Origin of the sequence: Streptomyces sp. NPDC096310, from assembly GCF_044763125.1 — a bacterium.
In the GTDB taxonomy this organism is placed as follows: domain Bacteria; phylum Actinomycetota; class Actinomycetes; order Streptomycetales; family Streptomycetaceae; genus Streptomyces.
The window spans coordinates 1-14,180 of the sequence record NZ_JBIWFO010000038.1; the positions used below are offsets into that span (position 1 = coordinate 1).

The 14,180-nt window shown below is 72.2% G+C and carries 10 protein-coding genes; 4 read left to right on the forward strand and 6 right to left on the reverse strand.

What is annotated here, in order from left to right:
- Window positions 1-426 precede the first annotated feature (426 nt).
- Window positions 427-876, forward strand: coding sequence for a PTS glucose transporter subunit IIA (locus ACIQ7D_RS35450; protein WP_403945020.1), 450 nt, complete (start codon window positions 427-429; stop codon window positions 874-876).
- A gap of 90 nt (window positions 877-966) precedes the next feature.
- Window positions 967-2,637 (forward strand): phosphoenolpyruvate--protein phosphotransferase, encoded by a 1,671-nt coding sequence (gene ptsP / locus ACIQ7D_RS35455; protein WP_403945022.1) that lies wholly within the window; start codon window positions 967-969, stop codon window positions 2,635-2,637.
- A 99-nt stretch (window positions 2,638-2,736) separates the two neighbouring features.
- Here the strand turns inward: ptsP and ACIQ7D_RS35460 are convergent, their stop codons facing one another.
- On the reverse strand, window positions 2,737-3,741 hold the full coding sequence (locus ACIQ7D_RS35460) for a hypothetical protein (RefSeq protein WP_403945025.1): 1,005 nt from the start codon (window positions 3,739-3,741) through the stop codon (window positions 2,737-2,739).
- A 77-nt stretch (window positions 3,742-3,818) separates the two neighbouring features.
- Window positions 3,819-5,867: an acetoacetate--CoA ligase gene (locus tag ACIQ7D_RS35465; RefSeq protein ID WP_403945026.1), complete on the reverse strand. Its 2,049-nt coding sequence runs from the start codon at window positions 5,865-5,867 to the stop codon at window positions 3,819-3,821.
- Window positions 5,868-6,039: 172 nt separating this feature from the next.
- Between ACIQ7D_RS35465 and ACIQ7D_RS35470 the strand changes: the two genes are divergently transcribed.
- Window positions 6,040-8,487 carry a TIM-barrel domain-containing protein gene (locus tag ACIQ7D_RS35470; protein WP_403945029.1) on the forward strand — a complete coding sequence of 816 codons (2,448 nt, stop codon included), beginning with the start codon at window positions 6,040-6,042 and terminating at the stop codon, window positions 8,485-8,487.
- 322 nt (window positions 8,488-8,809) lie between these two features.
- A complete protein-coding gene (locus ACIQ7D_RS35475; RefSeq protein ID WP_403945033.1) occupies window positions 8,810-9,637 on the forward strand; it encodes a M15 family metallopeptidase in 828 nt (275 codons plus the stop codon).
- A gap of 111 nt (window positions 9,638-9,748) precedes the next feature.
- Here ACIQ7D_RS35475 and ACIQ7D_RS35480 read toward each other — a convergent pair whose 3' ends face one another.
- From ACIQ7D_RS35480 to ACIQ7D_RS35495, 4 genes are read right to left on the reverse strand one after another with little or no spacing between them, the layout of a single operon-like run.
- Window positions 9,749-10,357 (reverse strand): GTP-binding protein, encoded by a 609-nt coding sequence (locus ACIQ7D_RS35480; protein ID WP_403945034.1) that lies wholly within the window; start codon window positions 10,355-10,357, stop codon window positions 9,749-9,751.
- Window positions 10,338-10,733, reverse strand: a complete 396-nt coding sequence (locus ACIQ7D_RS35485; protein WP_329828358.1) for a DUF742 domain-containing protein — start codon at window positions 10,731-10,733, stop codon at window positions 10,338-10,340. Before ACIQ7D_RS35485 ends, ACIQ7D_RS35480 begins: the two co-directional genes overlap by 20 nt.
- Before the next feature lie 10 nt (window positions 10,734-10,743).
- The gene (locus tag ACIQ7D_RS35490; protein ID WP_329828359.1) at window positions 10,744-11,184 is read right to left on the reverse strand and encodes a roadblock/LC7 domain-containing protein; all 441 of its coding nucleotides are present in this window, start codon (window positions 11,182-11,184) and stop codon (window positions 10,744-10,746) included.
- Window positions 11,181-14,093, reverse strand: a complete 2,913-nt coding sequence (locus ACIQ7D_RS35495) for a nitrate- and nitrite sensing domain-containing protein (protein ID WP_403945078.1) — start codon at window positions 14,091-14,093, stop codon at window positions 11,181-11,183. The genes ACIQ7D_RS35490 and ACIQ7D_RS35495 overlap by 4 nt, the downstream gene beginning before the upstream one ends.
- Between the last annotated feature and the right edge of the window lie 87 nt (window positions 14,094-14,180).

Consider the following 14,180-nt stretch of genomic DNA (forward strand, 5'->3'; position numbering starts at 1 on the left):
TGGCGTTGACTTTTGGCACGCTGTTGAGTTCTCAAGGAACGGACGCTTCCTTCGTACTCACCCCTACGGGCTTTCCTCCGGGCGCTTCCCTTCGGCATTTCGTGTTTCAAACTCTATCAGGTCTTTTTCGACTTCCTGACCACCGTTCCGCAGGCATGCAAAAGCGGAGTCCGGATGACGATCAAGGTTTGATAGATGCTGCCGACCCCCGACTTGATGTCGTGTTGGTGTCAGGCAGGAGTACGACAGTACATCCCGCCGGTCGGGACAGGCAAATCGTTTCCGGTGCGCCGGAGGCCTGCCAACCCGCAGCTCTTACGCGGAACCGTCACTTCCTATGACTTACCCTTCTGAACAGCGCGTCGTTCCCTCACAGACGGTGACGGCGGCCCCTGACTTCTTCTCCGCCCCCTGGGAGGCTCCTCCATGACCACCGTCACGGCACCACTGCCCGGACGTGCCATCGGATTGCCCGCCGTTCCCGACCCGGTGTTCGCCGGAGCGATGGTGGGCCCCGGTACCGCCATCGATCCGGAGCGGGCGCCCGGCGAGGTCGTCTCGCCGGTGGACGGGGTTGTCGTCTCCCTTCATCCCCACGCCTTCGTCGTCGTGGACGACGAGGGGCACGGGGTACTGACCCACCTCGGCATCGACACGGTGCAGCTCAACGGTGAGGGTTTCGAACTGCTCGTCAACAAGGGCGACACCGTTCGCCGCGGGCAGGGTGTCGTGCGCTGGGACCCGGCCGCGGTCGAGCAGGCCGGCAAGTCGCCGATCTGCCCCGTCGTGGCGCTGGAGGCCACCCCCGACGCGCTCGGTGACGTCCGCGAGGACGGCGAAGTGAAGACAGGCGACGAGCTGTTCGGCTGGCAGTGACGCCGGCGAGGTATGTCAGGAACGGACGCGGCGCGTCCGTCGTACATCCATCGCGGCGAGCTGGTCGCCGCATAACCGGAGACGGGTGAAATGGAGACAACTCTGCGAGGCGTCGGGGTCAGCCACGGAGTGGCGATCGGCGAGGTCCGGCACATGGGGACCGCGGTGCTCGAACCGCCGGCCAAGCAGATCCCGGTGGAGGAGGCCGAGCGCGAGCAGGGGCGTGCTCACCAGGCCGTCGAGGCCGTGGCAGCCGATCTGATCGCCCGGGGCAACCTGGCCGGCGGCGAGGCCCAGGCCGTGCTGGAGGCCCAGGCGCTGATGGCGCAGGACCCCGAGCTGATGGCAGACGTGGAGCGGCGCATCGCCGTCGGGTCCACGGCCGAGCGCGGTGTGTACGACGCGTTCGCCTCGTACCGGGCCCTGCTCGCGGGAGCCGGTGAGTACCTCGCCGGGCGGGTCGCGGACCTGGACGACGTGCGGAATCGTATCGTCGCCCGGCTGCTCGGGGTCCCGATGCCCGGAGTGCCGGACAGCGACGAACCATATGTACTGATCGCGCGCGATCTCGCCCCGGCGGACACGGCGCTGCTCGACCCGGCGCTGGTGCTCGGCTTCGTGACCGAGGAGGGCGGGCCGACGAGTCACAGCGCGATCCTGGCGCGTGCGCTGGGGGTTCCCGCCGTGGTCGCGCTGCCGGGTGCGGGCGAGATCTCCGAGGGCACCGTGATCGCGGTCGACGGCAGTACGGGGGAGATCTTCGTCGAGCCGACGGACGCGAAGCGCGCCGAGCTGGAGGCCGCCGCCGCCGCGCGCAAGGCCGCGCTCTCCGCGTCCACCGGGCCGGGCGCGACCTCCGACGGGCACAAGGTGCCCCTGCTCGCCAATGTCGGCGGGCCCGGGGATGTGCCGGCCGCGGTCGAGGCGGGGGCGGAGGGCGTCGGGCTGTTCCGTACCGAGTTCCTGTTCCTGGACGACAGTGAGCGGGCGCCTTCGGAGGAGAAGCAGATCGAGGCGTACCGCAAGGTCCTCGAAGCGTTCCCCGAGGGCCGGGTGGTCGTACGGGTGCTGGACGCCGGCGCGGACAAGCCGCTGGACTTCCTGACCCCCGCCGACGAACCGAACCCGGCGCTGGGCGTGCGCGGGCTGCGGAGTCTGCTGGACCACCCCGATGTGCTGCGCACCCAGCTCACCGCGCTGTCGAAGGCCGCGGCCGGACTGCCGGTGTATCTGGAGGTCATGGCGCCGATGGTGGCCGACCGCGCCGACGCCAAGGCGTTCGCGGACGCCTGCCGCGAGGCGGGGCTGAACGCGAAGTTCGGTGCGATGGTGGAGATTCCGTCGGCCGCGCTGCGGGCGCGGTCGATCCTCCAGGAGGTCGAGTTCCTTTCGCTGGGGACCAATGACCTGGCCCAGTACACCTTCGCCGCCGACCGTCAGGTGGGCGCCGTCTCGCGGCTCCAGGATCCGTGGCAGCCCGCGCTGCTCGATCTGGTGGCGCTGTCGGCCGAGGGCGCGAAGGCGGAGGGCAAGAGCTGCGGTGTGTGCGGCGAGGCCGCCGCCGATCCGCTGCTCGCCTGTGTGCTCACCGGCCTCGGTGTGACGTCGTTGTCGATGGGTGCGGCCTCGATTCCCTATGTACGGTCGGCGCTGGCCCAGCACACGCTGGCGCAGTGCGAGCGGGCCGCCGCAGCGGCTCGGGCGACTGACTCCGCCGAGGAGGCGCGGAAGGCCGCGCAGGCGGTGTTGTCCGGTGAATGACATCGGTGACCCGGGCCGGTACGTCCGGCCCACCGGGTCACCGATGTCCTGAGGGGCTTGTCCGCCGTGCACGGCGGACAAGCCCCTTTTCCGTCGGGGTCAGTAATGGGTGCCGGAGTCGTCCAGACGCAGGTCGAAGCCCGCGCGGTACTCCACGCCCGGCTCGGGTGAGAGCGGCTCCCCGGTGTCCGCGTCGGTGCAGTAGGCGCTGAAGACCTCGCCCTCGGTGAGGGGGACGAGGCCGCCGGCGGCCAGGCGCCAGCCGTGCAGCCGGTCCGGGGTGCCGGGGGCCGTCGTACGGAGCACCACTCCCCCGGCGCTCTCCAGGGCGACGCCCGCCGCGAGCACGCTGACGAACTCGGCGGCCTCGGACGTGTCGAACAGGGCCGGCGCGCCGTCGAGGGGCAGGTCGCCGTCGAGCGACAGGCCACCGTCGAGTGCCGTGGCACGCCCGGGAGGTGTGGCGCCCTCGTCGCGCTCCGCGTGCAGGACGGCCAGGAGCTGTTCGTCGCCCGCCGGGACGCTGCACACGAGGTGGTGGGTGCCGGGGCCGGCCCCGTCCAGCAGCCGCAGCAGGATGTGGGAGGCCCGGTCGAAGGCCGCGCGTCCGATGTCCAGTCCGCAGTCGGCGCACGCGCCGAGGTCGGCGAGGAGCGTCGTCACGTACTCCCAGGTGGCCCTGCGGACGGCGGTGTTGATGAGCTGGGGGACGAGGGTGTCGATGGGCTGGCCCTCGTACGCCACGGCGGCGCCGCTCGCCGGGATGGCGGCGGTGAAGCGGCTGCGGCTGGCCGGGGTGTCCGGGTCGAGCCCCGTGTCCGCGCAGTACGCGGCGAACTCCTCCGGGTCGAAGAGGGCGACGGTGGTGTGCACCCCCTGGTCGGCCAGCGCCCTGAGCAGTCCGTCGAGCTGGCGCAGATAGGCCGCATGGTCGTCGAAGGTGAAGCTGCGGTAGCTCTTCATCGCGGTGAAGTCCCGCTCGTCGGCGAGCAGGCCGACGATGCTGGGGACTTCGCGGCGCAGCGCGCGCCGCCTGGCCGCGCGAGTGCGGTCGCCCCGGCCGGGGCGCGGGTGGTCGATGGGTGTGCGGTCGGTGTGCGTCATGATTCCCCCTGAGCACGGTCGATCATTGCTCACTCAGAGTAATCGGGGGGTCTGACAACGGGGTCCCGCCGCCGGGGTCAGGGGCGTTCGCGGGCGAGTTTCTCGTAGAAACGGAGCAGTTCGAGGTTGTCGACGGAGCCGGCGTTGACGGCCTTGTCCAGCGCCGTTCCCTGGAGAAGGCGTTTGACGGGGACCTCGATGCGTTTGCCCGTCAGGGTGTGCGGGATGCCGGGGACCTCGATGATCTCGTCCGGGACATGGCGCGGCGAGAGCTGTTCCCGGATCGTCCGCGCGACGCGGGTGCGCAGCGCGTCGTCGAGTTCGGCGCCCTCGGCGAGGTGGACGAAGAGCGGCATCCAGTAGCCCCCGTCCGGCTTCTCCACGCCGATGACCAGCGATTCCCTGATCTCGGGGAGGCGTTCGACGACTTCGTAGATGTCGGCGGAGCCCATCCGGACGCCCTGGCGGTTGAGGGTGGAGTCGGAGCGGCCGTGGATGATGACGGTTCCCCGGTCGGTGAGGGTGATCCAGTCGCCGTGGCGCCAGACGCCGGGGAACATCTCGAAGTAGCTGTCGCGGTAGCGGCTGCCGTCGGGGTCGTTCCAGAAGCGGACGGGCATGGAGGGCATGGGCCGGGTGACGACGAGTTCGCCGACCTCGCCGATGACCGGGTGGCCCTGGGGGTCCCACGCCTGGAGGTCGGTGCCGAGGCAGGGTGCCTGGAGCTCCCCGACGTGGACAGGGAGGGTGGGAACGGCTCCGGCGAAGCAACTGCACACGTCGGTGCCGCCGCTGACGGAGGCGATCCACAGGTCGGCGGCGACCTCGTCGTGGAGCCAGCGGAATCCGTCGGGCGGCAGCGGCGATCCGGTGGTGGCGACACAGCCGACGCGCGAGAGGTCGTGGTCGCGGCCGGGGTGCACGCCGGCCTTGCGGCAGGCCATGACGTACGCGGCCGAGGTGCCGAAGAGGGTGGCGCCGGTCCGCTCGGCAACGCCCCACTGGGCGTCGACGGACGGATAGCCGGGGCTCCCGTCGTACAGCACGACCGTGGTGCCGGTGAGCAGTCCGGAGACGAGGAAGTTCCACATCATCCAGCCGGTGGAGGTGTACCAGAAGAAGCGGTCCTCGGGGCCCAGGTCGCAGTGGAGGCCGAGCTGCTTGACGTGTTCGAGGAGGATGCCGCCCTGGGACTGGACGATCGCCTTGGGCAGTCCGGTGGTGCCGGAGGAGTACAGGACCCACAGGGGGTGGTCGAAGGGGACCTGTTCGTACGCGAGGGCGGACGCTGCCTCTCCGGAGCCGTCCGCGCCGGCCCCGGACGCGTCGGATCCGTCCGCGGTCGACGCCGACGCGTCCGGCGCCGTGATGTCCGCCCAGTCGAGCGCCCCGTCCGGCGCGGGTGTGCCCAGCAGCGGGATGTGGACCACGGCTCGCAAGGTGGGCAGTTCGCGGCGGAGTTCCGCGACGGTCGCCGTACGGTCGTGCTCCTTGCCGCCGTAGCGGTAGCCGTCGACGGTGAAGAGCACGACAGGTTCGACCTGCTGGAAGCGGTCCAGGACGCCGCGGGCGCCGAAGTCGGGGGCGCAGGAGGTCCAGGTCGCGCCGACGGCCGCGGTGGCGAGGAACGCCGCGACGGCCTGCGGGATGTTGGGGAGGTAGCCGCTGACGCGGTCTCCCGGGCGTACGCCCAGTTCCCGCAGTTGTGTCGCGAGCGCGGTCACCTGGCGGCGCAGCTCCGCCCAGCTCACCGCGGTCTGCTCGGGGGTCTCGTCGACGTACAGGAGCGCCGGTTGGTGGGCGCGGGCCGGGTCGTCCGCCGTGCGCAGGGCGTGTTCGGCGTAGTTGAGGGTGGCGCCGGGGAACCACCGGGCGCCGGGCATGGAGCGGTCGCCCAGGACGCGTTCGTACGGGGTGGAGAACCGGATGTCGAACCAGTCGGCGACGGCGGCCCAGAAGCTCTCCAGCTCCTCCACCGACCAGCGGTGCAGCGCCGCGTAGCCGCCGTCGGCCGGTGCGCCGTACCGCTCGGCCGCCCAGCTCTGGAAGCGGGTGATCCCGGCCGTGGCGATACGGTCCTGGTCCGGCTGCCACAGGGGGGCGTCAGGGCTGGCGGCTGCGGTCATGGGGCGGCTCCCGGCTGGCTCGGCAGTGGTCACGCGGTGACGTGGTACGGACGATGCCATGTGATCGTCGCGGGCACCAGGTTCCGTCGTCGATGTCGGGCCGGGGCGGCCACGGGTGAACGGGAGTTGAACGGTGTCTCTCCGGGGCGGCGCGGATGGCAGGCTGAGCGGCATGGACGGTCGGGAACTGGTGCGTTCGATGAGAGTGGCGGGATCGGTGCGGGGGCTGCGCTCCGTACGGTCGGCGTGGCGTGGGCGGCGGGCGGACGCCAGAGAGCTGGCGCCGCGCGGTCCGGAGCGGGCCCGGGTACCGGGTGCGGTCACGGGGACGGAGGCGTTGCCGGGCGGGGGGATCGTCCGGTTCGCGCGGGCGGAGCTGCGGGTGTGCGTCATGGTGGGCGGTGCGGTCTTCTGGGGGTGGGACGGGGCGGGTCCGCTGCCGTCGTACGGGCTGGCCGGTGCTCCGCCGGAGCCGGATCCGCGGGCCGGGCTCGAACCGGACACGGACGGCGGCTGGCGGGTGGTGTCGCAGTGGGTGACGGTGGCGGTGTCGCGCCACGGGGGTGTGGAGATCCGTACGCCGGGGGGTGTGGCGCTCCGCCGGGAGCTGCCGCCGCGCTGGTGGGAGCCGGTGGCGGGGGGCGGTGCGCGCTGGGTGCAGCGGACGGAGGTGGCGGCGGACGGCCGGTTCTTCGGTCTGGGCGGCCGGGCGTCGGGGCCGCGGCTTCGGAATGGCACGTACCGCTTGTGGAACACGGACCCGGGCGGCGGCTTCGGGCCCGGGGACGATCCGCTGTACGTGACGATGCCGGTGCAGCTCGTGGTGGCCGACGCGGGGACGCATCTCGCCTTCCACGACAACTCCTGGGACGGCCGGGTCACGCTCCGGGAGGGCGAGGAGGGCGCGGGTTCCGGGCACGACCGGCCGGGCACCAGTGAGCTGCGGATGGAGGGCGGGCCGCTGCGCTGCTGGGTGGTGACCGGTACTCCCGCACGGGTGCTGCACGGCTGGACGGCGCTGAGCGGGGCGCCGGTGGCGCCGCCGTCCTGGGCGCTCGGTCCGCAGCACGCGCGGTGGGGGTTCGGCAGCGAGCGGGAGGTGCGGCGGATCGTGGCGGGGTACCGCGAGCGGGATCTGCCGCTGTCGGCGGTCCATCTCGACATCGATCACTACGACGCGCATCAGGTCTTCACCGTCGACCGTGAGCGTTTTCCCGATCTGCCGGGGCTCGCCGCGGAGTTGCGCGCGGAGGGGGTCCGGCTGGTCTCGATCGTCGATCCGGCGGTGAAGGCGGAGCCGGGGAACGCGGTGTACGACAGCGGGCGCGCGCTCGGTGCGCGCGCGGGGGACCCCGGGGCCGGCGGGGCGTTCGTACGGGACGCGCGGGGGCACCCGGTGCGGGGGGTCGTCTGGCCCGGTGAGTGCGTCTATCCGGATTTCACCGATCCGGTGGTACGTGACTGGTGGGGCGGGCTGTACGAGGAGCGGCTGGCGCAGGGGTTCGCGGGGGTGTGGCACGACATGAACGAGCCGGTGTCCTTCGCCCCGTTCGGTGATCCGACGCTGCCGCGTTCGTCCCGGCACGCGCTGGAGGGGCGGGGCGGGGACCACCGCGAGGGCCACAACGTGTACGCGCTGACGATGGCGCGGGCCGGGTACGAGGCGCTGCGGCGGCTGCGCCCCGGCGAGCGGCCGTTCCTCTTCTCGCGCTCGGGGTGGGCGGGGATGCAGCGGTACGGCGGGACCTGGTCCGGTGATGTGTCGACGGGGTGGCCCGGGCTGCGCGCGTCGCTGGCACTGGTGCTGGGTCTCGGGCTGTGCGGGGTGCCGTACTCGGGTCCTGACGTGGGCGGTTTCGACGGGAGTCCGTCGCCGGAGCTGTATCTGCGCTGGTTCCAGCTCGGCGCGTATCTGCCGCTGTTCCGTACGCACGCGGCGATCGACGCGGGGCGCAGGGAGCCGTGGGAGTTCGGTCCGCGGGTGCTGGAGCACGCGCGGGCCGCGCTCGACGAGCGGGAGCGGCTGCGGCCGTACTTCGTGACGCTGGCCCAGCTCGCCGGGGTGACGGGGGCTCCGTATGTCCGGCCGTTGTGGTGGGGCGCGCCGGAGGACCGGACGCTGCGCGACTGCGAGGACGCGTTTTTGCTGGGTGACTCGCTGCTGGTGGCGCCGGTGCTGACGCGGGGCGCGGACCGGCGGGCGGTGCGGCTGCCGCGGGGGCGGTGGTACGACACGGCGACGGAGGAGGTGTACGAGGGGCCCGGCCAGGTGCTGCTGGACGCGCCGCCGTCCCGTATCCCGGTACTGGCCCGGGCGGGTGCGGTGATTCCGGTGCGGGGCGCCGACGGTGGGATGGAGCTGGAGGTGTGGGCTCCGGTGGCGGGGCGCGCGGGCGGCGGGCTGGTGGTGCTGGATCCGCAGGAGGCCGGGCGGAAGCCGGTGGACGCCGTGGACGGTGGCGTCGGTGGCGTGGAGGTGGGGTCCGCGGCGGATCCCGTGCCGGAGGTGGAGCGGTACACGTCGCGGCTGGTGGACGGCGCGGTGCGGGTCGAGCGGGTGACGGACGGGGGCGCGGTGTTGCCGCGGTGGCCGGTACGGGTCAGGGGCCGGGGCCGCTGACCGGGCGGGCCGGCGCGGGGCCGTACCGCCGCACGGTCAGCGGCGCGCCCCGGGGGCACAGCGGCCGGGGCGCGCGCCGCCTCGGTGTGGAGCGGGTACGCCGGTTCGTCGGGGGCGCGCAGGAGATGCCGGCCGGCGGCCTCGATGCCGGTCTCGGGCGGGCCGGTACGGGGCCGGCCGCCGCGGGGTACGGGGCGCCGCAGTACGCGTGGGCGCCGGTCTTCTTCGGGGGCCCGGACACGCGCGGACCGTACCGGAGAGGGCCGGACCGTATGCGATCGCTCTTTCCCCGTGCCCGTGAAGCTGATACATCCATATGTTCATGACAGGACTCGCGTTCCGCCGTGCCCTCGCCGTCACCGTCGCGGGGGCCGCCGCGCTGCTCACGGTCACCGCCACGGCCCCGGCCGCCGGGGCGTCGCCCGCGTCGGCCGTCTCCGGGCCGGCGGCTCCCCCGGAGTTCGTCGCCTTGCGGACGGTCGCGCCGACGATCATCCAGGAGATGCGCTATCCGACCCGGCACACCTTCCTGGGCGAGCCGGTGGACGGCTACCGGGAGCCGGTGTGCCTCGTCACCCGGTCCACGGCCCGGGCGCTGCGTACCGCGCAGTCGAGGCTGCTGCGGCAGGGCTACTCACTGAAGGTGTACGACTGCTACCGGCCGCAGCGGGCCGTCGACCACTTCGTGCGCTGGGCGAAGGACCTCCAGGACCAGCGTATGAAGGCGGAGTTCTATCCGCGGGTCGACAAGTCACGGCTGTTCGAGGACGGTTACATCGCGGAGAAGTCCGGGCACAGCCGGGGCTCCACGGTGGATCTGACGCTGGTGAGACTGCCGGCGCTGCCGACGCGTCCGTACGTACCGGGTGAGCGGCTCGCTCCGTGCCACGGCCCGAAGGAGGAGCGGTTTCCGGACAACTCCATCGACATGGGAACCGGCTTCGACTGTTTCGACACGCTCTCGCACACCGACGATCCGCGTGTCCGGGGCGAGCAGCGGGCTAACCGGCTGCTGCTGAGGTCGGCCCTGGCCGAGGTGGGGTTCACCAACCTGCCCGAGGAGTGGTGGCACTTCACCCACAAACCGGAGACGTTCCCGGACCGCTACTTCGACTTCCCGGTGGCGTGGTGCTCGGTGACCGGCCGCTGAGTCCGCGGAACGGAGCGGGACGGCCGGGGCCACCCCCGTGGGCTCCGGCCGTCCCCCTGGTGGGGGACGCCGGCCGGCCGCTCCCGGTTCTCGTTCCCGACCGCCGGGCGGTCAGGAGGTGGGCGCGTGCTCGCGCTGCAGGGCCGCGCGGGTCATGGCGTGTTCGACCACGGAGACCAGCACCTCCTTGACGGACTCGCGTTCGCGCGCGTCGCACATCACCAGCGGGACCTCGGGGTCGAGGTCGAGCGCCGAGCGTACGGTCTCGCCGGGGAAGCGGTCGGCCCCCTCGAAGCAGTTGACGGCGACCGTGAACGGGATGCCGCGCCGTTCGAAGTAGTCGACGGCGGCGAAGGAGTCCGCGAGCCGCCGGGTGTCGGCCAGCACGACGGCGCCCAGGGCGCCCTGGGCCAGTTCGTCCCAGAGGAACCAGAAGCGGTCCTGCCCGGGGGTGCCGAAGACGTACAGCACCAGGTCCTCGCGGAGGGTGATCCGGCCGAAGTCCATGGCGACCGTGGTGGTCGTCTTGGACTCGACGCCGTCGACGTCGTCGACGGGCCGGCCGGCCTCGCTCAGCACCTCTTCGGTACGGAGCGGCCTGATCTCGCTCACGGCACCGACGAGGGTGGTCTTGCCCACCCCGAAGCCGCCCGCGACCAGGATCTTCAGCGCCACCGGATCGACCGGACGCTGCCTGCGGCTAGAGCGCCCGAAGACCATTGATCACCTCGCGGAGAATGCTCACGTCCGGCAGCTCGGCCGGCGGAACGGGACGGGTTACACGCACGATTTCGTCCTCGACGAGATCTCCGACGAGCACCCTGACCACCCCTACGGGGAGGTCGAGGCCCGCCGAGAGCTCGGCGATCGACTGGGGGCTCGTGTAGCAGCGATCCACGATCTCCACGTGTTCGGGGGAGAGCGTCTGGTCCCGGCCGGGGTCACCGGCCTCGGGTTCGCATACGACGAGCGCGATCAGGTCGAGTTGGTGGCGCGTCGCGCTGCTGGTGCGGCCACGCGTCATCGCGTACGGGCGCACCACCGGTCCGGCTTCGCCGTCGAACCAGTGCTGCGGATCCTGACCTGAGTCACTCATCTCAGCCCACTCACCCTCCGGCGGGCAGGCCGGTCCGTGGGGCCGTGCCCAGGTGGACCCCGACCCGCTTGACCATGAGGGTCATCTCGTAGGCGACCTGGCCGACGTCCGAGTCCGCGTCGGACAGGACGGCCAGACAACTGCCGTCGCCCGCCGCGGTGACGAAGAGGAAGGCGTCGTCCAGCTCGACCACGGTCTGGCGGACCCTGCCCGCCTCGAAGTGCCGGCCCACGCCCTTGGCGAGGCTGTGGAATCCGGAGGCGACGGCCGCGAGATGCTCACCGTCCTCGCGCGTCAGGTCCTTCGACGTGCCGGTGGCGAGGCCGTCCCCGGAGAGGACCACCGCTTTACGGATGCTGGCGACCCGCTCGACCAACTCGTCGAGCAGCCAGTTGAGCTCTCCCGCGCCATTGGGGTCGGTGGAGCGTGCTGCGACATTCGGTGCGGTCATCGACCGTCCCCCTCCGATGTGGTTCCTTGTGTCTCGGCCCGGCCGCTGGTGTCGTCGGCGTCGTTCTGCCGACGACCGCGCTGCCAGCCGCGTTGAAGCGACGCCATACGGCTGCGGACCTCGTCCGCGTCCCGCTCCTGATCGGCGGGCCGGCCCGCTGCGGGCCCCGGGCCGGAGTTCGTGTCCTGTGCGACATCCCTCAACTGGGGGGCCAGGCTGGCCTGCCGGACCCGGCGAGGCAGTCCGTCGATCATGGGCGGGGCCTCGTCCGACGATGTTCCGGCCGGTGTGCGGCGGGAGGTCTGCGACGGTACGCCCGAACGTGCGCGTCCGCTCGCTCCGCCGGGTGCCGGCCGGTCCTGCGCCGACTGGCCGCGCTCCGGCTCGTCCACGCGCCGGCCGCGGTCCGCGACCAGGGTCGGGGGCTTGCGGCGGGGCAGGGCCGGCTCGTCGGCGGAGCCGGCGTCGGGTCCGGTGCCGGGAGCCTGGTCGTAGCGGGCGTGCCGGCCGCGCGGGGACGGGGTGACCCGGCCGTCGCGGCGCTCGCGGAAGTCGCGGGTGTCGTCGCGCCGGTTCTCGTCCCGCAGCTCGCGCAGTTCGTCACGGCTCATCCGGGCGTCCCGTACGTCGTACAGGTCACCCCGGCCGTCCCGGGCGTCCCGTGCTTCGTAGTTGTCGCGGGTGTCGCGGGTGTCGCGACGCCCCTCGGTGTCGTGGGTGCCCTGGGGGGAATCGCGAAGGTGCTCACGCGCGCGGAACAGTCCGCCACGCTCGCTCTCCGTGTCATCGAGATCGCCGATGCCGTCACCTCCGCCGAGTACCGGCCCGCTGTCGGCACCCAACGCACCGACGGGTGCTTCGAGTTCGACCGGACCGTCGAGCACGGACGGGCCGCTGCCCAGTCCGGTGGGGACCTGCGCCAGTGCGGTGAGCCGTCCACCGCCGGAGTCCGTACGGCCGCGCCCCCGCTCCAGGGCGTTCTTGCGGTCGAGCCGGAAGCCGGTGCCCTCGGTCTCGGGGGCGTCGGTGAGCAGCGCGACGGGCAGGAAGACGATCGCCGTCGTACCGCCGTACGGGGAGGGCTGGAGGGAGACCCGTACGTTCTGCCGCTGGGCGAGCCGGCTGACGACGAACAGCCCGAGCCGGTCGGTGTCCGACAGTTCGAACTCGGGGGTCTCCGCGAGCCGGAGGTTCGCGTCGAGCAGCACCTCGGGGGCCATGCCCAGACCGCGGTCGTGGATCTCCAGGGTGAAGCCGTTGGCGACCCGCTCGCCGTGCACCTGCACCGCGGTGTGCGGGGGCGAGAACACCGTGGCGTTCTCCAGGAGTTCCGCGATGAGGTGGGTGAGGTCGGCCACGGCCGGGCCGCCGACACCGATCCGCGGGAGCCTGCGGACCTCGATGCGCTCGTAGTCCTCGACCTCCGCGACGGCGGCGCGCACGACGTCCATGAGCTGGACGGGTTTGCGCCACTGGCGGGAGGGGGCGGCGCCGGAGAGGATCACCAGGCCCTCGGCGTGCCGGCGCATACGGGTGGTGAGGTGGTCGAGGCGGAAGAGGTCGGCCAGTTCCTCGGTGTCCTCCGTACGGCGCTCCATGGTGTCCAGGAGGGTGAGCTGACGGTGGAGCAGGACCTGGTTGCGCCGGGCGAGGTTGACGAACACCTCGGAGACGCCGCGCCGCAGGTCGGCCTGTTTGACGGCGGCCTCGACGGCGGCGCGCTGAAGGGTGTTGAGGGCCTGGCCGACCTGGCCGACCTCGTCCCTGTCGTATTCGAGGCGGGGCGCCTCGGTCTCCACGTCGACGGGGTCGCCCGCGGCGAGCCTGCGCATGACGCTCGGCAGGCGTACGCCGGAGACCTCGTGGGCCTCCTTGCGGAGCCGGGAGAGGTCGCGGATCAGGTCACGGCCGACGCGGGTGGAGACGAAGATGGAGATGAGGAGGGTGAGTAGGCCCAGTGCCGCGGCGAGTCCGGTCCTGACGAAGATGTCCTGGCGGACGGGGTCGATGTGGTCCCGGTAGAGGGAAGCGGCCTCCGCGCTCTCGTCGGTGAGGTCGCTGAGGACGGAGGCGGTCATCCGCTGCCAGCTCTTGGCGCTGACCGACTTCGGGTTCTTGGCCGGCCCGGCGGCGATGAGGCGGTCCTCGGTCTCGCGCAGTTCCAGGGTGGCGGGGGTCCGCCAGTACTGCTCCAGCGTCGAGCGGTCGGAGAGCGGCAGGTCGGCCAGGTTGGACTCGTAGAGCAGCACGCGGTTGGCGACCAGGTCGGAGGTGCGGCGCAGGTCCTCGGCGGTCATCGTGCGGCCGACCAGCGCGGAGGCGACGAGCGCGTCCTCGCGGGAGAGCATCTCCTTGGCGCGGTCCAGGCCGATCAGGGCCCGGCCCCAGTTGTCGCCGTCCATGTCCTCGGTGCTGTAGAGCGACGCGAGGACGTTGTGGCCGGGGTCGATGAGCTTGTTGTAGAAGTCGAGGGCACCCTCACGGGTGACGGTGCTCTCCTCGACGGAGCGGCGCATCAGGTCGAGGCCGTCCAGGTCGTCGAGGAGCCGGCCGAGCCGCTCGGAGGTGATGGTGTCCATCCGGTCGCGTACGCCGGACTCGGAGTTACGCCTGACCTTGGTCAGGGCCCGGTCCGTGTCGCTTCGGCGGCTGCGCAGCTCGGTCAGTGAATCGGCGGCCTCGGGGTCCGCCAGGAAGATCAGCGTCTGGCGGCGCTCGCTCTGGAGGACCCGGATGCCGTCCTCCACCGGGTGGCCGATTTCCTTGATCGCGTAGCTGACATCGATGAGCTGCTTGGCCGGAGTACCGGCGAGCGTGGTCGCGAGCCCCCAGAGAACGGTGAGCCCGATGAGCGGCACGAGCAGCAGCGCCACGATCTTCCGGCGGATGGATTTCCCGCGAAAGCGCATGGCCTCCCCCTGGTCGATCCCCGCCTGTTGCGGGAGATACTTCGTCAGCAAACGGCGCGAGCCTACTACTGTCACACCGGCAACTCG

Coding starts and splice junctions, on each gene's coding strand:
- ACIQ7D_RS35450 (WP_403945020.1), top strand. CDS start 427: ATGACCACCGTCACGGCACCACTGCCCGGACGTGCCATCGGATTGCCC.
- ptsP (WP_403945022.1), top strand. CDS start 967: ATGGAGACAACTCTGCGAGGCGTCGGGGTCAGCCACGGAGTGGCGATC.
- ACIQ7D_RS35460 (WP_403945025.1), bottom strand. CDS start 3,741: ATGACGCACACCGACCGCACACCCATCGACCACCCGCGCCCCGGCCGG.
- ACIQ7D_RS35465 (WP_403945026.1), bottom strand. CDS start 5,867: ATGACCGCAGCCGCCAGCCCTGACGCCCCCCTGTGGCAGCCGGACCAG.
- ACIQ7D_RS35470 (WP_403945029.1), top strand. CDS start 6,040: ATGGACGGTCGGGAACTGGTGCGTTCGATGAGAGTGGCGGGATCGGTG.
- ACIQ7D_RS35475 (WP_403945033.1), top strand. CDS start 8,810: ATGACAGGACTCGCGTTCCGCCGTGCCCTCGCCGTCACCGTCGCGGGG.
- ACIQ7D_RS35480 (WP_403945034.1), bottom strand. CDS start 10,357: ATGGTCTTCGGGCGCTCTAGCCGCAGGCAGCGTCCGGTCGATCCGGTG.
- ACIQ7D_RS35485 (WP_329828358.1), bottom strand. CDS start 10,733: ATGAGTGACTCAGGTCAGGATCCGCAGCACTGGTTCGACGGCGAAGCC.
- ACIQ7D_RS35490 (WP_329828359.1), bottom strand. CDS start 11,184: ATGACCGCACCGAATGTCGCAGCACGCTCCACCGACCCCAATGGCGCG.
- ACIQ7D_RS35495 (WP_403945078.1), bottom strand. CDS start 14,093: ATGCGCTTTCGCGGGAAATCCATCCGCCGGAAGATCGTGGCGCTGCTG.